The organism is Sphingobacterium sp. UBA1897, assembly GCF_002337775.1.
GTDB lineage: Bacteria > Bacteroidota > Bacteroidia > Sphingobacteriales > Sphingobacteriaceae > Sphingobacterium > Sphingobacterium siyangense.
In genome coordinates this window covers 54,016-75,279 of sequence record NZ_DDGR01000001.1, presented here as the reverse complement: position 1 = coordinate 75,279, position 21,264 = coordinate 54,016, and the positions used below count along the sequence as shown (strand labels likewise).

The 21,264-nt window shown below is 39.2% G+C and carries 12 protein-coding genes; all 12 read right to left on the bottom strand.

Annotated elements, in window-relative coordinates:
- Positions 1 to 63: 63 nt before the first annotated feature.
- The 12 genes from B4N43_RS00220 to B4N43_RS00165 all read right to left on the bottom strand — a co-directional run bounded on the left by B4N43_RS00220 (position 64) and on the right by B4N43_RS00165 (position 20,708).
- Positions 64 to 2,361 (bottom strand): GH92 family glycosyl hydrolase, encoded by a 2,298-nt coding sequence (locus B4N43_RS00220; protein ID WP_286732223.1) that lies wholly within the window; start codon positions 2,359 to 2,361, stop codon positions 64 to 66.
- A 257-nt stretch (positions 2,362 to 2,618) separates the two neighbouring features.
- Positions 2,619 to 3,668, bottom strand: coding sequence for a PKD domain-containing protein (locus B4N43_RS00215; protein ID WP_286732222.1), 1,050 nt, complete (start codon positions 3,666 to 3,668; stop codon positions 2,619 to 2,621).
- 36 nt (positions 3,669 to 3,704) lie between these two features.
- Positions 3,705 to 5,075, bottom strand: coding sequence for a discoidin domain-containing protein (locus B4N43_RS00210; protein WP_120333024.1), 1,371 nt, complete (start codon positions 5,073 to 5,075; stop codon positions 3,705 to 3,707).
- Positions 5,076 to 5,091: 16 nt separating this feature from the next.
- A complete protein-coding gene (locus tag B4N43_RS00205) occupies positions 5,092 to 6,828 on the bottom strand; it encodes an alkaline phosphatase family protein (RefSeq protein ID WP_286732219.1) in 1,737 nt (578 codons plus the stop codon).
- 16 nt (positions 6,829 to 6,844) lie between these two features.
- A complete protein-coding gene (locus B4N43_RS00200; protein WP_286732218.1) occupies positions 6,845 to 8,461 on the bottom strand; it encodes a DUF5008 domain-containing protein in 1,617 nt (538 codons plus the stop codon).
- Positions 8,462 to 8,497: 36 nt separating this feature from the next.
- Positions 8,498 to 9,259 (bottom strand): fasciclin domain-containing protein, encoded by a 762-nt coding sequence (locus B4N43_RS00195; protein WP_201666718.1) that lies wholly within the window; start codon positions 9,257 to 9,259, stop codon positions 8,498 to 8,500.
- An 11-nt stretch (positions 9,260 to 9,270) separates the two neighbouring features.
- Positions 9,271 to 10,818 (bottom strand): RagB/SusD family nutrient uptake outer membrane protein, encoded by a 1,548-nt coding sequence (locus B4N43_RS00190; protein WP_120333020.1) that lies wholly within the window; start codon positions 10,816 to 10,818, stop codon positions 9,271 to 9,273.
- 12 nt (positions 10,819 to 10,830) lie between these two features.
- Complete coding sequence (locus tag B4N43_RS00185; protein ID WP_286732212.1) at positions 10,831 to 13,959, bottom strand: SusC/RagA family TonB-linked outer membrane protein; 3,129 nt, start codon at positions 13,957 to 13,959, stop codon at positions 10,831 to 10,833.
- A 41-nt stretch (positions 13,960 to 14,000) separates the two neighbouring features.
- The gene (locus B4N43_RS00180; protein ID WP_286732210.1) at positions 14,001 to 15,110 is read right to left on the bottom strand and encodes a DUF5007 domain-containing protein; all 1,110 of its coding nucleotides are present in this window, start codon (positions 15,108 to 15,110) and stop codon (positions 14,001 to 14,003) included.
- A gap of 21 nt (positions 15,111 to 15,131) precedes the next feature.
- Positions 15,132 to 16,238, bottom strand: a complete 1,107-nt coding sequence (locus B4N43_RS00175; protein ID WP_286732208.1) for a fasciclin domain-containing protein — start codon at positions 16,236 to 16,238, stop codon at positions 15,132 to 15,134.
- Positions 16,239 to 16,249: 11 nt separating this feature from the next.
- Positions 16,250 to 17,764, bottom strand: a complete 1,515-nt coding sequence (locus tag B4N43_RS00170; RefSeq protein ID WP_286732205.1) for a RagB/SusD family nutrient uptake outer membrane protein — start codon at positions 17,762 to 17,764, stop codon at positions 16,250 to 16,252.
- Positions 17,765 to 17,774: 10 nt separating this feature from the next.
- A complete protein-coding gene (locus B4N43_RS00165) occupies positions 17,775 to 20,708 on the bottom strand; it encodes a SusC/RagA family TonB-linked outer membrane protein (protein WP_286732203.1) in 2,934 nt (977 codons plus the stop codon).
- Positions 20,709 to 21,264 lie beyond the last annotated feature (556 nt).

Genomic DNA, 21,264 nt, shown 5'->3' with positions numbered 1-21,264 from the left:
ACACAATTACTTAGAACTAAAGTATCATCATTGAATTCATTATTGTCTATCAGAACTCAATCTTTATTTTCCTTTTATTTTCTCGTTACTAAAGGAATATGGAGCATCTTCTTTTTTTGTACCTCTATTTTTATTCGGTGCTTCGCTCATTTTGAAATCAAGTTTGGCACCCTGCAATAAATCTTTATAACGGATATAATTATGACTATAAGGCTTTCCATTCCAAGTTAGTTGATCTACGTAGACCTGATTTGCTCCCTGTTGTTTAGCTTGGATATTCACTTTTTTCCCATTTTCGAGATTTAGTGTCACCTTATCGAATTGTGGTGAACCAATCACGTATTCGCCCGAGGCAGGAGAAACAGGATAAAATCCCAGCGAAGAGAAGACATACCAGGCTGAAGTCTGCCCATTATCTTCATCACCACAATAGCCGTCTGGTGTAGGCAAATAAAGTTTATCCATTATTTTGCGTACCCAATATTGTGCTTTCCAGGGCTCTGCAGCATAATTATACAGATAGGGCATATGTTGGATAGGCTGATTTCCATGCGCATACTGCCCCATATTCATCACCTGCATTTCACGCATTTCATGGATCATTCCGCGACTTTTCATGCCCTCATAACTCGGAATAACAAACACCGTATCCAACATGGACACAAATGATTTATTACCACCCATCAAATTAATTAAACCCTGAGGGTCATGGAACACACAAAAACTCCAATGCCAAGCATTTCCCTCCGTATATTCTCTTGACCAGGCACTTGGATCAAAATCTGAGACGAACGATCCGTCTGCTTTTTTTCCACGCATAAGTTTTGTACTTGGGTCAAACAGATTTTTATAGTTCATCGCGCGTGTTGCATAAATAGCTGTTTCAGCTTCCGGTTTGCCCAGTGCTTTGCCAAATTGATAAATACACCAGTCATTGTATGCATATTCCAATGAACGTGCTACATTTTGGTCTACTTTTACATCAGCAGGTATATAGCCCAATTTATTATAATATTCATAACCGAAGCGTCCCGTCGAAGAGTGTTTCGGATAGGCACTATTGGCCCCATGCTTGAGCGCTTCCCATAACAGGTCTTTATCATAGCCTTTCCGATCAGTCATCAAGGCATCTGCGACAATAGAAGCAGAATTGTTTCCAATCATCGATGCACGATGTCCTGGCGAAGCCCACTCCGGAAGGTAACCACTCTCTTTATACGCATTCACCAAACCTTCTTGCATGCGATCGTTCATGGATGGATATAATAAATTCAACAGCGGAAACAAACTTCTAAAGGTGTCCCAAAAACCTGTATCTGTAAACATTTCACCAGGTAGGACCTGCCCATTGTAGGGGCTATAATGCATACGCTTGCCTGTTCCATCAATTTCAGAAAAATCCCTTGGAAAAAGTGTTGAACGATAGAGGCTGGAATAAAATGTACGTAACCGGTCAATATTATGGTCTTCAACCTGTACACGTCCGAGGATTTCGTTCCACTGTGCTTTACCTTCGTCAACAACCTGTTGAAATGTTTTGGACTTCACTTCTTTTAAATTAAGTTCTGCCTGCTCAAAACTTATAAAGGAAGAAGCAATACGGGCGGTGACCTTTTCCCCTCTTTTCAAGGAAGAGAAACCAACGACTGCTCCGGCGTGATTATCCTGAATTTCCAATTCGTCTTTACTTATCGCTCCACTTTTAACAGCAGCTTTGTAAGAAAATGGTCTATCGAAAGTAATGACGAAGTAATTCTTGAAATTCTCTGGAACACCACCGCTATTTTTTGTTGAATACCCGATAATCTTATTTTCCTGCGGGATTACTTTAATATAAGACCCTTTATCAAATGCATCAATAATAACATAAGCACTGTCTGTTTTGGGGAATGTGAACTGAAAGATTGCTGCCCGTTGTGATGGAGACAATTCTGTTGTCACATCGTGATCCGCAAGGTAGACGCTATAATAATAAGGTTTTGCAATTTCCGCTTTATGCGAAAACCAGCTCGCCCGCTTTTCCTGATCAAATTGCGGTGTGCCTGTTATTGGCATGATTGAAAACTGACCATAATCATTGTTCCAGGGGCTTGGCTGGTGGGTTTGCTTAAATCCTTTAATTTTATCTGCCGTGTAAGTATATACCCAGCCATCGCCCATATTTCCAGTCTGTGGGGTCCAAAAATTCATACCCCAAGGCCGAGCGATCGCAGGATAAGTATTGCCATTAGACAATTCATACTTCGATTCAGTACCGATCAAAGGGTTAACGAAATCAACAGGCGAGGTTTGTTGCGCCATTCCAGCATGCGCCGCGAATAGAAAAAGAATACTACCTGTTAGTTTTTTAATATTAAACATAAATGAAGCGTTTGGTTAAGCTTAAAATTATTAGCAAAAAAGCTAAAACGTATTAGTAAATATAGGTAAGAAATTTAAATATAGTCGATTGCCTAGGTCTTTTTCACAAGATGGTTACAAAAAAAGAGTAGATCGTATCCCTACCCAACATAAAAATAGCCGTAGAGTATTCCTCTTTCAAGCGAATACCTTACGGCTACTTTTGAGCCAATCACCCTCTTGTCGCTAACTAGCGTGCTGATGTCGTTCTTTAGTATCTACTGAGGTAGTTCCAAAAGCCTAAATTCGCTCATTTGGAAATTTGATCCAGAGGAGACTGATTTCACAACATACCGATAATGGGTGTAAGGTTTTGAATTCGTAAAGGTGAAATTGACCGATTTATTTCTATCTGCCGGCATAGTACCAAAACCAATTCCTTTCATTTCGTGCAACGTTGTCCAGGCCACACCATCTTCCGAGGCCTGTATTTCCCAATCTTTAGGATCCCTTTCAGGAGAATCATTTCCGGTTGTTATGGTATAACCATTAATGATTTGTGGTTGATAGAATACAAATTGCCAATACATTCCCGGCTGATACCCTCCAATAAATAATTTCGTCTTGGTATCACCATCTATTAACTTCTTCGATCCTTCACCTGCATCAGGGCCGCTCGAGTTGTCCTGAGAGATTCGAAAGGTATTATCAATATTTGTCCAGTCTTTTATAATGCCTAGATCTGTAAGCATCTTGGTAACGACGATTTGAGATCCTTTAGGAGTTTTTACATTTAGCTGGTAGGTTTCGAATTTTCCCACCTCAATCGAAATATCGGCTTTCTCCTTATCAGAAACTTGCTCATATTTATCTTTATCAGTCATCTTTGACCAAATGACTCCTTTAACTGCAATATCACTAGCATAACTTAGGATCAACTTTCCTGTTCCGTTCTTTGTCGCATTGAATCGAATTAGCTTCTCCGCATCAATTTTAATGACCTCCTCCCGTTGAGCCCAATCGCCATTTTCATTGAGCACTTTAAGTCTAACAGTGAAATCACCCGTCCCTAAAAAAGTATGTTGCGGCGAAGTTTTCGAAGAGGTGCTATCGTCACCAAAGCTCCATCGCGTTTCAGTATAATCTTTAGACTGATTTGTAAATTCAAAAGTAAATGGGTCATCCTTCGCAACCTGCTTAATAGAAAAAGCAGAAACGGGATTGGGAAGCTGAGGTTTGTCAACAACCACTTCCTTTTCTTTACTGCAACCTAATAAGGTAACCAGTAAAAGTATATAAAAGTTATATCTTACTAATTTCATCTTCATAAATTCATCGTTGTAATACCATAAGTTACCGTCTGTCTATAAAAATTCGATCATCCTCCATTCAGAACACTGGAATAAACTACTTCCCACGTTTTCTGTAATATTTAGGCGATAAAATTTATAATTACCTGGTTTTTGGATATTAAATCTTCTTGTTTGAATTCTATTTGGGAAACTTTCATTTACTCTGGTATCAATAGTGACCCAATTTATACCATCTAATGATCCCTCAAGAAACCAACTTTTTGGATCACGTTCTATCGCGTCATTTCCAGATGTAAGCGTATATGCTCCAATCTTCAGCGTTCTGGTAAATGTAAGTGTGCACTTCAGATCACCTGTAAATGCGCTCTGCAAGAATTTTGTGTTCGTTAGATCATCCACCAGCTTGAGACTTCCCTCACCTGCATTTGCGCCGCCATTATTATCACGATTTACCGTTAGAGTTGCTTCCCCAGTTACATCGAATTCGACAACCTTTGCACAATCAATTAAAATCGTAGTATAATTTTTCTGAGGATTGATCACATGCAGCGTAGGATCCTTCAAGTAGACCGTTACAGCGAGAAACTTATCTTTATTCTTGGTTATAACATCCCAAGGAATTGATATATTGAACGCCGCTGCAGATTTATTACCCAAAACCTGCACGCGTGAAGGAATGGAATATTCATTCTCCTTTAAACCGATCGTGTTAACAGGTACCTTTTTCTTGGTTATCCAATTTGAAATTGAATCAGTTGTTCCTCGCACTTCAACATAAAAAAATTTACTAGGAAAGGATGCTAACGAAACACCGATCGGTATTTCAATTCCAGAAGGTGTTGTATTGTAATTATTATGATCGCTTGCCAGGATAATATTGCCAGGTGAATTTGTTATCGAAAGATAATGGATATCTTGCGCAGTCAGAAGATCCTTTGAGTCCATCGTTACAATTATGCTATTTGGATTTCCCAACTGATTACCTTTTCCTGGATTAGACAACTTATACGACAGTGCAAACTTCTTACCGTAAACACGTTCAATTTCTGTTCGCGAAATCGTTAACAAAAAAGAGGTGGTATCAGCACCATATTGAAACTTCACTACATTGGGAAAAGAAAATGCCGAATTCGGAAGTGTAACCACATCTTTTAGTGTTCCCGATTCGATTAATTTAGTAACTGTATCGGTATTCAATTGAAGCTCAACATCAAAAGTCTGGGACGCTGGACTACTCAATTTCACTTTCATCGGAACTTGTACATAATCATTTGTTTTGATCAGATCTTTTCCCTCACCTTCTGCGATAACCTGAACAGGAGCCCCTCCTTGTAAATTAAACACTTCTAGATTATCTTTTGAACAAGCCAAAAATTGACTACAGCCCAAAATTATCGTTATATAATAAAATAGTCTTTTCATATTAGCTTTTTTAAGATTATTTGTCTACCCAAACTCGTCCATCTAGTTGCCAATTCTCCTGTCTAGCGATCTGCAACCAGCTAAATATCTGGGCAGTTATATCGGTATTTTTCGGCACTAGCGTACTTATTGTTTCAACAGAAGGAGCGCAAAGGAAATCATTCAGCTTAGAAATTTCATAGGCGGAATTCCCAATCTTCAATGTATTTCCATAGGGGCCATCATCATAAAGTACACCATCAGTAACAGTTCCCACAATAGGCCAATTTGCTGCAAGATTTGGATAATAGGGATGTTCTTCACTTACTCCTACTTGGCAATTATATTGCGTAATAACTGCCAAGGGCAATGCTACTTTCCAAAACCGAACATCCGCCAAGTAGTAATCGCCTTCATTCCAATTGCTTCCCCCATTTAACAGTCCCAACCTAAATTTTGCTGGACTACTGATTGAACCCCATGAACTAATGTCCATCTCATTGCCCGGGAGACCATTTGTATAGGTTTTCACTATGCGTTTACCGTCGCTTGTCAACGCTCCGACTATTGTTACATTATTCCATGTTGCATTGTTCAATTTCGGACCATTCACCTCACCACTTCCATTCGGACCGCGACCATTGAACATCCAATAATCGTCTTTGAAAGCCATAATCCATCCATTTGTCGGCGCGCCTGATTCCCATTTCTCTCGTTTACCAATAAAAGATGGATAATTGGGAAATTTATAGGTATTATTTGGTCCTTTATTCTTCTTAACTTTTAATTCAATGGTAAACTCCTCATTATCGCCGAGATCAAAAACAGGATTATCCCCTTCGGTCAACTCTGCGTAAATACCGCCTTTAAACCTTAAAAAATCTCCCGAAAAGCGACTGCCCAAATAAGGTTTATTGATATACCTTGAATTATATTTCGGCGAGTAGAAAATAGTAAAGGTATTAACATTTGGGTTGCTAAAGATTGTATTGTCATTCTGCGTGGGAGGAATTTCAAACGGGCCGCCTTTACTCGAAGTGATGATTACCAACCAATTCTCTTTTTTAAAAGCGGGACGTTGCTCCAACGCTTTAATAACTTCCCCTACCTGCTTATCGAAATTTTCTATGGCAGCTTTATAAAAAGTACTGCTATTGTCATAGGCACTAGCCTTTCCCGCTTTATCAACCGCTGTAAAATGTGCAGTTAGCATTGTCAACTCGGGTTGCTTTAATCCCTCCTTAACACCATTGACAACCTCTTCGTCTGTACTCTCCAATTTAGCTACCGCAACTGGAGTTAGATTATCAACAAATAGTTTAGAACTGCTATACACCTTAAATTCGGGGTTTTTCATATTTGAAGCGACCCTCGTATAGACAGTCGGAAAGGTCTGAAAATTATTGTTCTTAAAATTATCACCAATGACCAAATGTTTATTTTGGCTTACCCCGGTAATAATACTGGATAAATCAGCGCCAGTAGCAGTTGCATCGTCATGTTCTTCGCTTAACGAAACCCATGAATAAATCGAATGGCTGAGCAAACCGTTCATTGTTGGAATATTTGCCGTTCGAACCGATTCTCCTCTTGCTCCATCCACAATGAGCATGAGCACTTTAGGTTTACCATACACCAGGTCCACGGTATCTTGTTTACCCTCATTATCCGGCAGCAAGCGACCGAATTCATCTTTACAGGACATGAACATCGATAACATGACCAAAGACATTAGCCAGCGGCTTATATTTTGAAAATTAGCTTGAGATCTCATCAGTTTAAAATTTAAGTTACTGTTCCAATTTAATTCGAATCAGATTATGTACTTCTTCATTATTAAATCGGCTAAAAAAGCCCATCAAAAGTAATGCGCGTTTTCCATCTTCTGTTTTTGTCTCGACAACTTTATTGATAAAGCCAGAGAAATAACCAGAAGTATTATAATCTCCATTCAATTCTCCATTGGAATTCAGGATCATAAAGCCATTTCGGGCAATATTACTGTAGCGTGCAAAATCTCCCGAAACGACAACTAAACCATCATTTAATTGCATCGCATAGAAAGGACTTCCTCCTTCAAAAGTTTTGGCCTGGAAACTTTGGTCCACTGTTCCATTTGCATTCAACATAACAACTTTTATTGCAGCTACACCGTTGTATTTACTAAAATCTCCAACAACCATATATTTATTCGTGACATTATTGTAAGTAACCGAAGACACATTGTAGTCCGCTCCAACTCCACCAGGGTTAAATGTAGCATCTAATGTTCCATCAGCATTTAACCGTGTTATATATCCTGCGGATTGTCCATCAAATCTATTGAAAGAACCATAAGCTAAAATTTTCCCCTTTAAAGCCCCACTATTATGATAAACAGTTGCTACAGATCCATTTCCACCAGCCATTGCTTTGCCATCTGTCCCAAACCTAAAAGACTTATCCAGTGAACCATCGAGATTCAATCGGGCGATATGCCTGATTTCTGTACTATCCAAAATAACGGTATCTCTTGTCTCAAGCCGATTTGGTTTATCATAGGTGCGATGAATGTAATATCTAAAATTTCCTGTCGCTAAGATTTTTCCTTCAGACTCATAAATATTTCCAATATTTCCATCAAACCCGCCATTAAATGTCGGATAATACTTTAGTGTATCTGTTTGCCCAGGGCGTCGGAATGGTTTAATGCCCATTGTATCGATAGCTCCTGTTGTATAAATTCGTGTCAGATTGCTGATATCTGAATTACGCTGCCCATACCCCGAAAAAGAACCTGCCAAAAAATAGTAATTCCCCAATTTTAAGATGCTATTTAGCGAATTATTGGCGCCAGTACCTATACGAAAGCTTGCATCATACGTTCCATCTGCAAAAGTTCTGACGAGACGATTAATTGGCCGGATCGATCCTTTATTATTATAATTTGTAAAGGACCCTGTAAAGATCATTTTACCATCTTCCAAAAAAAGAACATCAGACACGGTATTATTTGTTCCTACCCCCACTTGAAAAGTTGGATCTATAGATACATTTCCTAAAACCGTAAATTGTGGTCCAAAAAATACAATATCGTCAATTGCAACAGAAAGCACTCCCGTACTAGCAAAAGGCGGAACCTTAAGCTTTACGTAATCTGCTGTTAACTCGACAATCTGTGCTTTCTCGCCGTTAAATCGGATGATAGCTTTATCTTTATATTTATCTAACCCCTTAATCCGCATGATGGTCTCAACTCCCGTTTTACCCGATTCTGGTTGCATTTTATCGGTTGGATTGATTTCTATATCCAAAGGCGGTAGCCCTTCCTCATAAGGAGCTGAAAACATCTTATTATTCTTATTGCATCCCAAAAAAAGAGCAATAACAAACAACAGGGCTGTAAATTTCCAAATCGTATTGTACATAACTTTCATAATTTAAACTACAACTGGTTATTGTTATTAACGCTTACTTTCTAATATATCCCATAGAATATCGCTCTGATTGAACCCAAACTGAGCTTTGGTATAATCGATTACATGAACAACGCCATTATCCGGTTGAATATCTGATGAAGCGACCGGACATGACCGCCATTCATTTGGCCTACTGATATCTGGAATATAGGAGATATACAATTGTCGGTACCCCATATATTTCAACCGGGTGATATTGTTTTTATCAGAATCATTTATTGCATCGTTATAGACAACTCCAATATTGGAAACTGTATTTGCAAATGAGGTGTAATTTTGTCCTTTATAGACATTTAGTAAATCAAAATCGATCTGGGGATAGTCCATTAATTTTCGTTTTCCATTAAACATATAACGCAGTAAATACTTACGCCAAATCGCACTATCTACATCTGCCAATGTTTTGATGGTATCTCGCCCTAAATTATAAAGTAACCAATTAACACTTGACTGATCGATACTGGAATTTGATTTCGCTCGACCAATCAACCTCTTTATATTTTCATCCCTCGGTGCAAAAAAAGTAAATTCCTTGGTCTTAAAATCTTCTTCCAGACCTGCCAGCCTAATAATTTTGGCGATCGAATCAAATTCCCTTGGTTTTGAATCCAGGTAATCTATAATGGAGCCATCAAATTTTGCCTGCGCCAATCCGCCATCTTTGTAATATGCATCCTTTTTGCATGATCCCAGGCCAAACAGTAACATCGTTATGAAGGCATATCCTATAATCTTAGCTTGTCTCATAATAAACTGATTTAATTTCCTCCTGTCCAATAATCGTTCAACACGATTTTTGAATTAAAATTTTTAGCTGAAGCATCCAAAGGCCAAGTCCACGCACGACGGTTATACTGATCAATTGTCATGGGATTCATGGTCCATTGTGGATTTAGTATTCTTCGGGTCCGGATCAGATCAAAGTATCTTGCCCCTTCTCCAATCAATTCACGACAACGCTCTTCGAAAATAAAATTCTTAAGATCTGTACCACCACCAGCATAGCGAGGGGCTTCAGCCCGATCCCGAACAATATTAAGTACTGTGATTGCCTCAGCCTCACGTGCAGCACCTAAATTAGCTAGCGCCTCCGCTTCTAATAGCAGCGCATCAGCATAACGAAATATCATAAATGTATTATCCGGATTAGAGTCTTCATTTCCCGACGCAAAGACATTGGCTGCAAATTTCTTCAAAACAAATAATCCATCATTCGCATACATATCCTCATACCAAAGCTCTTTTCGCTTATCTGCAGGACCATTTAGCGGATAAATCCTGTACATGAAAATGGAGGAATAATAAGCAATGCTGAATTGCTGGTTATAACGAGGAAACTTATATGGCCAACGTAAAAAATGATCCCATAAAGGCGCATATGCATTGTTCTGATCATCGTAATTGATCGTCCGGTAGAATTCGAACAGCGACTCCTCCGTACGTCCTTTTGAGACTTTAGCCCACTCCTCGGGGGTTAGTTTGTACAGATGGTGAACGCCACTAGCACGCAACTCTTTACCTAAGCTAGCCACACTTTCATAATACTTCGTTGCATTTGAAGAATCAAAATTCGCATTCCACATCTTCATGTGCATCAACAAAGCGATAATGCTTCCCCGGCTTGCTCGGGCCCCGCGCTGTGATGACTCCCCAAAAGTCCATGGCATAATATCTTTAACAGATTCTAAGTCGGCAATACTTTTGCTAATTACAGAAACCATATCCTCGCGTGGAAGTTGCTTTGCGAAGTATGCATCGGTATAATAAACCACATCGCCATATAGACGAACCATCCAAAAGTAACTTAAACAACGCATAAAAGTGGCTTCAGCTTTATAGCGATCTTTATCCGAAGCAGATAAGCCTGGAATTCCCTCTTCCAATTTGGAGATTAAAATATTACAACTCTGAATTACCTTATAATAAGTATCCCAAATAGAAACCTTATACATGGCATAACCTTGGGAACGACCGCCACTCAGTGTATTGTTATACACGGCATTCATGTTATTTGTTCCTAAGTCGCGAAGTATCATGCGATCCGTTCCAGCTGTAGGGGAGGGAAAAATTTCTCCCGACCTCGCCTCGCCAATGGCACCGATTACCCATGACTCGTTCAGTTTTTCAAAAAATTGACTGTAGATACGTGCTATATTTGCTTCTACATCCTCCTTTGACTGATAGAAATTGTTGCCCGTAAGCCTGTCGATCGGCTCCACCGTCAGAAATTTCTTACAGCCCATCATTACGGTTGTACATAGACATATGACAAACGCTATTCTTCCTATATTTCTTTTTATTTTCATAATACAGCTCGATTAGAAATCAATATTGACACCAACATTATATTGCCTAGGTACAGGGTAACCACCAGAAGCATCCCTACCCATCGTGCTTACATTTTCGGGATTAGGTCCACTGTACCTGGAGAATGTGTTTATATTTTCAGCCGAAACATATACCCGTAGACGCTCAAGTCCATATCTTCTGATAGCATTTTTTGTAAACATGTAAGACAGCGTAACACTATTTAACTTAAAATAAGACCCATCTTCAGCCCAAAGATCTTGATCCATCCGAAACGGGTTAACACTTGAGTATCTTCTGAAATCGTAAGCATAAGGATACTTCGCAATATCGCCGGGTTTCATCCACATATTAACATCATCTAATGGAACCACTGCTCTATCACCATAGGGATCGCTCATCAATTGCAGTCGCTCGGCAAGTGCATTGTTCAAGATGGTGCGTTTTGCCGTATAGGACGCATATAAGTTCAAACCAAATGATCCGAGAGTTTCATGATTGTAATTAAAATTAAATTGCATACCGCCAGTAATCAATGGTTGAGAATTCCCGGTGCGGGCATAGTCATTTTCATCTAAAACATAGTTACCATCTAAATCTGCAAAAATGGGATCACCCGCCTGAAATTCTGTACCATTGGCCATTCGATAACGTCGTCCAGTCGCTGGATCAACCGGTACATCTGCATCTGTGCTGTATACGCCTCTATTTAATAACATGTAGTTGGACATCGTTGAGGTTCCCACTCTAAAAACAACGTGTTGCTTATATTTGTCATTATTTTCCCAACGAACAAATTGCCCACCATAGTGCTCAGGTAGTTTTAACAAAACATCTCGGTTATAGGCTCCGTTTACCCCTATGGACATGGTAAAACGACCTTCGGTCAAAGGCCTTAACATAACAGATAACTCATGTCCATAATTGGCAATGGCAGCCGAGTTGCTATTTACCTTTTCAAAGCCGAGCGACGAAGAAAGTAGTTCTTCAAATAGAATATTGTTTACTTTCTTATAATACGTATCATAAGTCAATTCAAATCTATTTTGAAAGAAAGCGAGGTCCAAACCTAAGTTATACTGGCTTGTTGTTGTCGGTTTTAGATCAGGATTTGGAATTTGCTCATAATTGATTCCGATGCCTATCTTATCATTATAGCTTCCTGCAATATCGTATTTTCCGTAAACGCGCTCCAAGGTACTATTCGGCATAACATTCACCCCCCAGCTGGTTCGAATGGAGAGCAAATTAATCCAGTCCACATCTCTCAAGAAATTCTCATGATAGGCATTCCATCGAAGACCAACAGCAGGATTTTTGGTATACAGGTTTCCAAATCCATTCTGTGACGACCCATCCATTCTGTAAGAGAGGTCTACCACATACTTCTTCATGTAATCGTAAGTCCCAGCGATTGCAAAAGATAATCCTCTTTCTTTTCCGAATCCACGGCGCAATAATCCTCCTCCTTTGGAAAAATAGCCATCAAATCCAAGCGGTCCTTCAAATTGATCATTTGGTGTACGGGCCTGTAAGGTTGCATTCGCTTGTTTTTCCAAGGTCCGAATCTCATTGAATAGATTGAAAAATACGGTATGCTTTTCATTAAACGTGTGACTATAATTGATAGAGTTCCTATTATACAATGAATTGTATCGACCATAATAAGCATAAACTTGTGCAAATTGACCATTTGCTGCCGCCGGTGTAAACGTGTTTTCATTATCGGAAGTAGACTCATAACTCATTGTTGTTGTTGCCCGCAAACCCGGAATAATTTCATAAGATGCTTCAATGAAAGGCTTGATCGATTTAGACGAATTATCATTTCGGGTCTTCAATGCTGAATTATATCCTGAGGATGCCAGATAAAAAGACGGACCAGGCAACAACGTTGATGCCATCCCGTTTGTTGCCACACCAGATTGTAAAATACCTAACCCGTTCCCCTTACTTTTTGAGCCAAGTGAAGCACTTATCTGCGCTGTAAACTTAAATTTCTCGTTGGGATAATATTCAAATCGCATATTGGTCATATAGCGATCAAAACCCGTATTTTTGATGATACCATTTTCATTATAATAATTCAGGTTCGCCTTATAGTTTAACTTCTGGTTCCCACCATCAATTGCGACATTATGCGTTTGGTTGTAGGTTGTCGCATAAAATAGGTCCTGCCAATTGGTTGAATTATTATAATAAGCGTTCAAACTATCCGATAACATGGGTGTTTGTGAAATTCGGTCCAGGTCATCCTGCGACAACGCATTTCCGTAGATCTGCAATAGTTTTAAACGGCGTTCTAGATTTCCTCCCAAAGTTGGACGTAACTGGGGTGGGGTTTTCAGGAAGAAATTTCCCGTATACCTTACTCTGGGAACCTCAGAATTACCACGTTTCGTATTGATAATGATCACACCATAGGCAGCCAACGATCCATATAGCGATGTAGCCTGCGCATCTTTAAGCACCTCTATACTTTCTATATCCTCAGGAGGAATTAATGACAATGGACTGATTCCTGGCCCCTGCTGGCTTAATCCAAGTTCATTGGCTCTATCCGCATCCATTGGTACGCCATCGATCACATATAACGGTGAGGTGGGGGTCAGAAATGACTGATCACCGCTACCTGTCACACTGATTGTCGAAAGTCCACGGATCTGTGTGGATCCTCTAAATCCCGGTGCTCCGGTATTTACCTGTATATTTAACCCTGCGACCTTGCCTTGAAGCAAATTTTCTACATTCGCCGATGGAATATCTTGAATTTCTTTTCCACTGATCTTAGTCGAGGACCCTGTAGTTGTCTCTCTTGGACGCTTCACATACCCCCTAACAACAACTTCATCCATTTGATTATCGATCTCCTTCAATTGAACGACTACATTTCTGTCGGCCTTCACAGTCATCGTAGTTCCATCATAACCAATTAATCTAAAGGCAACGGAAGTTCCGGTTGCCGTTGTTAAGCTAAATGCCCCCGAGGAATTTGTCGAAGTTGCTTCCTTTCCAGATTTGCCAAAACGTACTGTTACACCCGCCAGCGGCCTCCCTTTATTATCTGTTACCTTACCAGACATAATGACCGTCTGCGCAAAAACCTTTGTAGAAAGAAACACACACAATATCAACAGCATGCAGCTGTTATAAAATATCTTAAATTGCATAACTTTTTCAATTATTCATTATCAAAACGTGGATTCTCCCTTTGAAAATGGAAAACAATCTCCCAATCTCCTTTGGTAAAAATTTTAAAATTCAACCCAAAATTGGCCGTAATTAAACCGCCGCCAAATCCCTTTCTGGAATAGGAAAAATCGACCTTTGCACTGTTCCCATTGCTATACTTTGTTGGGAAACTTGTTAAGGGAATTGGATAAGCTACATCATATTGCACATAAGCAGACGTTTTTTTCATGTTGAAACCATGTACCAGTTCATTCCACTTTGTTTCATTAAAACTATCCGGATTTATCGGTTCTCCATTTTTATTCAAAAAGACAAAGCGCAAATTATGTCCATTTCCTCCAGTAAATCTGCGGATATAGACAACCAGATCTTTAAACTGATCATCCGTGCGTAATAACTGATTGGAAGATTCCCCATACACCCCATTCATGTAGGAAGGCCATATATAGCTTTTCTTGTTTGGATTTTTAGGGTCATTTGGATCAGGTGCAGTTTCGCCATTATATGGATTTTTATCCGAATAAGGTTCATAGTCCTGAACACGCCATGGCAGGATCATAAAATCCTTGATCACTGTAGACCCACCCGAATTGGAGACCTTTAGATCAAAATATCGTATATTCTGCACCAGATCTATACTGTCTTTTGAGCGCGGCTCGATCAGCTCGTTTGTCGAAGAATTCCACAAAATAAAGCTACCTGTAGAATCTACCTCAAAAAGAGGTCGATACACCAACTGGCGCTTGGCCTCAATTTCTTCCAGGTTCTTTTCAGTACCATCGTAGCGGGATATCCACCGATAGACAGGTTTTACTTCGAAAAGGTCCTTGTAGGGGCGTCCATCACCATAACGGGGATTAACAATCTCAAATCGTAGCGGTGTGGTCGAATGATCGGTATTAATATTCCCCATCAGTGAGGTTCTTCCCAAGATGGGATAAAAAGATTTTCCGTCGTAAGTCAAGTTGACACTTAAAAATTCCTTTTCATCAGGTAAATTGTAAAGCTTTTTACATCCATTTAAGCCGACGCACATCAAGATGAGCAGTCCCAAGTTGCATGTCTTATTTATTGTGTTAAATTTTCTAGCAATTTTCATGTCCATACATTCTTAAATTGGTTATTGATTACGATTCATTGTCCAATCTGCCAGCTGGAAATCGTTACCACCGTACATACGTGCAATATTCAAACGATAAGCTTTGTACGTCTTCGTATTTGTAAAAAAGAATACGCGCAATTGAAACCTCTCGTCAAACTCCTCCCCTTGTCGAGAGTCCAATAAGATCCATTTCCCACTTTCTCCATCAAGTCCCTGTAAAGTCCAGTCTGTTGGATCTCGGTCTTGAATATCATTAGCTGAGCGGAGTGTGTAACTGTTGGCAAGTACTTCGACAGGAAAATCCCATTGCAGATAGAACTGCCCAGGACTTGATAAAAAGAATTTTGTTTCTGGATTACCATCGAATACATATTTTGATGCTTCTACTGCATTGGGCCCACCTGAAGTTTCTTTCGATGCAGAGCCCTGTCCTTTGAATTTTATGAAAAGATTTTCTGGCGGTGGGATGTAAATGATCTGACTAACAAATTTGTTAAATCCAAATACATGGTCTGGGTTCAACACATGAACAACGGCATTATCTGTCTGGATATTTAACGAACTGGTTTCAGTCGTTACCCAGTTACGATTGAAAACAGATCTTCTTGTATCGGACAGGTCAACAATCGTAGGGCCGCCATTCATATAGCCAGATGAAGGTTGTTTATTCAGCCCAATATGCATTGGATAGCCATAGCGAATTCCCAATACATCCTTTCCATCCTGACTATTAAGGGAATCACTCGCAATTTTTCCTTGGATAATATATTGGCATAACAAAGAATCCAGTATTTCATACTTGACCGAATTCAGGTATTGTGCAGGCTTGTCAGACACACTCAATGTATTATTCAGGTTTTGAATAGCCAATTGAAAATTGGCATTCGTTAGCGCAAACAGTGTTACTGTACTATCTTCCAGTTTCTTTTGGAGACCGATTCTATCGATGACCTTAACCAAAGAGTCATACACACCAGGTTTACTTTTAAGGTAGCTATATAAATTGCCTTTAAACACCGGCTCCTGGGATATGGGCGAATAATAGCCTTTATCCTTGGCACAAGCATACAGCAGGGCTGTCATTAAGAGTGCATATACACCACGTACAAATAGGTTATTTCTCATAATTAACTCCTTTACTTCCAATAAGCATTTTGTTCTATCAACTTATTTTGTGTTAGAATCTCTCGAGCAATTGGCCAATAGATTCCATCATTGGCTATCAACTGTGCCAACTGAGGATTATCATGTTTTATCTTCTCCCGCCGAATCATATCATACCAGCGGTGCCCTTCACCCATCAATTCTCTCTTTCGTTCTAAAAAAATGGCATCTACCAGATCTCCATTTGTCGTTTCACTATAAACTTTAAGCCCCCTTCGTTCCCTAATCTCATTTAGAAGTTCAATGGCCGTAGATTTTTCACCCAACACGGCTAAAGATTCCGCCCGCAAAAGCGTAATATCTTCCAAACGAGTGAGCACTGTCGCACTGGTAAAAATGCGAAAAGTAGGATCGGAAGAACCTCCCATGATACACTTGATTTTACTAAAGATTGGATACTTACCATTGAAGTTTCTGAAATACACTTCAGTAGTGGGGCTACCTAATGTATCAATACTAAAGCGCTGATCCTTCTTCTCATTAAAAGTTTTTAAAATCGTTTCTTTAGGCATATAAATATCTGGCACCGACTTGTTGACAACAGGAGCAGCCAGTGTCAATTCTTCAATATGCCCTGTAAACGATGCCTCCACATGGGCCCATATGTAAGGAAATGAGAACATCTGCTCGGACCGTTTCTCAAAGAAAAATCCATTGCCCTCCGTTAAAAACGAAGTAGACAAATAATAGGCACCTCCTTTACTATAATTATCCATCACAAATTGTGAATAAGAAGCCGCATCAGCATAATTGGCTTGCCATGCCGCCAAATGTGCGAGAATAGCATAGACAGAAAGTTTCCTAACCAAAGCACCATTCCATCGTGAAGAGGCCTCATTGTAATAGTTGCCAATTTGCTGTTCATCACCGGTACTATAGGAATAAGGCAATAATTGCGCGGCATCATACATTTCTTTTTCAATCCAAGCATACAGTTTTAACCGATCTTCCTTGGGCTTATTCTCAAAATTTCCGTCATGGGAAGTTAGTATTAGGGGTACATCCCCCCAAATACGGACCATATTAAAATAAGCGTAAGCACGTAGAAATCGAGCCTGAGCAACATCTACTACCAAATTATTTTCGGTGTAGCGCATGTCTTTTTCTCTTACTCCCGATGCACGCTCCATAAAAATATTAGCGGCATTAACTACCGCAAACCACCTTCTCCAATTCGATAATGCATTCAGCGATTCATAATTCGCTTTGAGGTCATTCTTAATAATTGCTTTGAGATCCTGCCGATTAGGGCTTTCGAAATCTCCTGACCGAACTTCTCCATAAAGCCAATAAGCATTATTGTCGTCCAAAGCCGCTTTGGTTAAACCATAAATTCCCATCAAACCTGCACGCGTATCCTCCAAAGTATTCCACATGTTCTCTTCCTTGACCGTACGAGAGGAGTCTATATCCAGCATTTTCTTACAGCCTCCCAGAAGCAATAAGAAAAGTAATAAAACACTCAGTATGAGGTGATATCTTTTCATTTCTTTACGTTTAAAAGTCAACTTTTATTCCTAGCGTATAAATTCGTGGGATCCTCATCTTTGACCCAATATCATAACCTGTATAATCTACGATCTCAGGATCAACACCACTATAAGATGTAATCGTAGCAACATTGTTAGCAGACACATAGGCATACGCGTTTTTAATGGCCTGAGTTCGTCCCGCCAAAAGAGAAGTTAAGTTATAGCCCAAAGTGATCGCTCTTATTTTAACAAATGAAGCATTCTCTAAGAAAAGATCTTGATCGGCCTGATAAGCTATAACAGTACTCCAGGGGTTATATAGTGGATATTTACTGTAATCACCCCTTTTTTCCCAATACGTAATCTCTTTGATAGCATCTAGATTTTTCGCCCCTTCATTATTGATAAAATCAAACCGATTGGCCATTTCTTGGTTAATGAGTTGTCGACCAATATTGTAGTACATATTGATCCCCAGGTCCCATTTTCCAAACACAAAATTGTTATACCAATTACCAAATACAGCAGGTAACCGATGGCCTTGCAATTTCCGATCCTCATCATTGATCGTATTGTCGCCATTTCGATCTGTCCAAATCGGATCACCCGCACGTAACTGGATCGCATTGTAGGTCATTCCCTGAGGGACCTCTGCATCAGTCCTGTAAATACCTTCATTAGCAAGTAGCCAATACTGGTCTAATGGCTTGCCGACCTCCAAAAGATTATTCCCTATCACGAGTCGATCTAGACCATTAGGCAATGCCTTTAATTTATTTTGATTATGGGATACATTCAGCGCCGTAGACCATTTAAAATTATCGGATTGAACCGGATCAAGCCCAACAGTCAATTCAGCACCTATATTCTGCACATTCATTCCTGCTGCATAGCTTGATTTATAGCCATATTCGCTGTAAGATGGGATGTTAATCAACTGGTTTTTTGTCTGTTTCACATAGACATCAAGTGAAACATGAAAATTTTTCTTCTGAGTGGCATAATCCAGGCCCAGATTGCCTTGGTCTATGTAGGCCCAAGGAATATTGTACCCAACCCATCCCGACTCATAGGGTCTTACCAACCCTGCAATCGCATTATAACCAGCGATAAGCTGATTACCCGTAAAGCCCATTTGAGCGACATAATTGGGACCTTGTGCAAAATCATCAAACACATTGTTCAAGCCAATACGTCCAACACTGAAACGAGCAGTAAGGTCTTTCAGACTAGTATTGGTATTAAAATAACTATTCTTGATATTCCAATTTATAGACATTGAAGGCGTAAAAATCCAGCGAGCATCCGGTTGTGCATTGGAAGATCCATCAGAACGCAGTAAGAGCGACGTCTCAACCTTATCGCCATAGTTATAGGTCGCTTTTCCATAAAATGAGACCAGGTTATGACGAATTCGATCTAAAAACTTAAATATAAGTGCCTTAGGATATGCAGTAGCTTCGAGATAATTTGATTTAAGCGCATCATCTTCCAACAGATTCACCTTAATGAAATCATTCACGCCCTTATAAGCATAAGCATAGTTGTAGCGATAGGTATCCCATTGCAAACTATTGCCGACCAATAGATTTACCTTATTCTTTTCATTAATATTCCAATCATAAAAAGCCTTATTGTCAAATACAGCCCGCTGATTATAGCCATAGTAGTTAGAAGCAAAATTATTGGATTCCAACAGCTTACTATGATAGAATTGGTCCCTATAGCCCTCATTATAATCGAGCATTCCTGTCGAAAGAAAATGAAAATTTCCAAAATCAAACTGCAGCTTTCCGTACCCCTGAACAACGTTCGTCTTGTTGTTATCAAAACCTTTTTTATAATAACTTAAATACTCATTATAGACCTCCTTATTGGGCGACAAGGGGGCCGACAGATCCGGAAAATAGGCTAACTGGGCAAACCTATCCCGCAGATTCAGGTTACGATTACGATCGAGCCGAACTATATTTGCCTGCATGGAGAACGTCAGCCAAGTCATCGGCCGCATATTCAACCCAAACAAAGCATAATATTTATTCAATTTAACCTGATCAGCCACGCCTTTATCCTGTGTTGAGCCCGCTGCAAATTGAAAATTTGCACGTGGCCCACCACCTGATAAATTTGCATTCAAATTGTAAACTAAACCACTATTGTAATAAGAGTCCGTCCAATCGGATTTTCCAAAATAATTCATGTTGAGCGAGTCGCTTAAATACACAGGGTATGAATCGCCGTCATTATATTTGCCATTGGAGGTATACAGATCATAAAACTGCTTTCTGAATTTATTTTCGTATTCACCATTAATTGTTGTGACATGTGGACGCTCGGCCAAACCTGTATACATATTGACCGCTATCCGGTTGCTTTTATCCGCTTTATACTCTTTCGTACGAACAACTATAGCTCCGTTTGCAGCGTTAGGACCATACATCGCAATCGCGGCAACATCTTTTAATACTTCAATAGACTTAACCATATCTATATTAATATTCGCTAATAAATTGGTAGCTGGGCCAATACGCTCTAGGTTATAGGTTTGAACGGCATAAGCAAAGGGGTGTTCTCCAACCAAAGGAACTTCGTCCACAACAACTAATGGCTGATTCTGAAATACGTCGATATCAGAGAACAATGGCCTCGAAATACCACGAAAATACATTGGCTGCTTGGTACCCGATTCCCCGGAGGGTTCAGTTACATAAAGCCCAGTATTATTTCCTTTTAGGTATTGTGCTAAGGAAGAGTAAGGTAATAACGCCTGTTTTTTTATTTCTATTGGATTTACTTGGCTAGTCTTAATCTGAAATATTGAATCCAATTTTGAAGTTCCAATCTGAAGCTTAAGACTATCGGATGGTGATAACACCTTATCTTGACCAAAAGCAAAAGAATAACAGGCACAGGACCACCCTAAAAGAATAAGCCTATCCAAATACCTTTTTTTTATCATGTGCATATGAATGATATATAATTAGGTTATTTTTACTTTTCTACTATAACTGGTTAAAATCACCTCAAAAAAGAGATGATAATTCATTGATTTTTCGGGATAGGAAAATTGGTCGATTCCCATCCAAAATTGATATTATGCAGTATCAAATAGGATTAACATCATAATTTAAGGTTTTAAGTTTAAAATATAAAAACGTTTTAGCATAACACAACATAATGAAATGTCAAAACGATTCGGTTTGCTTAATTGGTCAGCACTAATCTCTCTTGGTTATATTGAAGATATATAGAAAAATGAGAAAAAAAAATTATCAGTGAAATTTTCTTTATTTGCTAAACTGGTTTAGTTATTAACATTAAGCAATTTATGGCTTAAAAACTGGTTTTTTACGTAGAAAAAATATGATTTTGCTAAAATACTACACTGAATTAATTTTTTTTCCAATTGTAACTTTCTCGCCGATTGACAACTATAAACGAATTGATAACCTAGCTATTAATTGAATACCAAGCTGATAGAATTATCCCTTCAGGGTCAAGACATAAAAAGAAAA

Excerpts from the sequence above, each read along its gene's own strand:
- B4N43_RS00200 (WP_286732218.1), bottom strand. The coding sequence starts at position 8,461 with ATGTACAATACGATTTGGAAATTTACAGCCCTGTTGTTTGTTATTGCT.
- B4N43_RS00220 (WP_286732223.1), bottom strand. The coding sequence starts at position 2,361 with ATGTTTAATATTAAAAAACTAACAGGTAGTATTCTTTTTCTATTCGCG.
- B4N43_RS00165 (WP_286732203.1), bottom strand. The coding sequence starts at position 20,708 with ATGATAAAAAAAAGGTATTTGGATAGGCTTATTCTTTTAGGGTGGTCC.
- B4N43_RS00180 (WP_286732210.1), bottom strand. The coding sequence starts at position 15,110 with ATGAAAATTGCTAGAAAATTTAACACAATAAATAAGACATGCAACTTG.
- B4N43_RS00175 (WP_286732208.1), bottom strand. The coding sequence starts at position 16,238 with ATGAGAAATAACCTATTTGTACGTGGTGTATATGCACTCTTAATGACA.
- B4N43_RS00185 (WP_286732212.1), bottom strand. The coding sequence starts at position 13,959 with ATGCTGTTGATATTGTGTGTGTTTCTTTCTACAAAGGTTTTTGCGCAG.
- B4N43_RS00210 (WP_120333024.1), bottom strand. The coding sequence starts at position 5,075 with ATGAAAAGACTATTTTATTATATAACGATAATTTTGGGCTGTAGTCAA.
- B4N43_RS00190 (WP_120333020.1), bottom strand. The coding sequence starts at position 10,818 with ATGAAAATAAAAAGAAATATAGGAAGAATAGCGTTTGTCATATGTCTA.
- B4N43_RS00195 (WP_201666718.1), bottom strand. The coding sequence starts at position 9,259 with ATGAGACAAGCTAAGATTATAGGATATGCCTTCATAACGATGTTACTG.
- B4N43_RS00215 (WP_286732222.1), bottom strand. The coding sequence starts at position 3,668 with ATGAAGATGAAATTAGTAAGATATAACTTTTATATACTTTTACTGGTT.
- B4N43_RS00170 (WP_286732205.1), bottom strand. The coding sequence starts at position 17,764 with ATGAAAAGATATCACCTCATACTGAGTGTTTTATTACTTTTCTTATTG.
- B4N43_RS00205 (WP_286732219.1), bottom strand. The coding sequence starts at position 6,828 with ATGAGATCTCAAGCTAATTTTCAAAATATAAGCCGCTGGCTAATGTCT.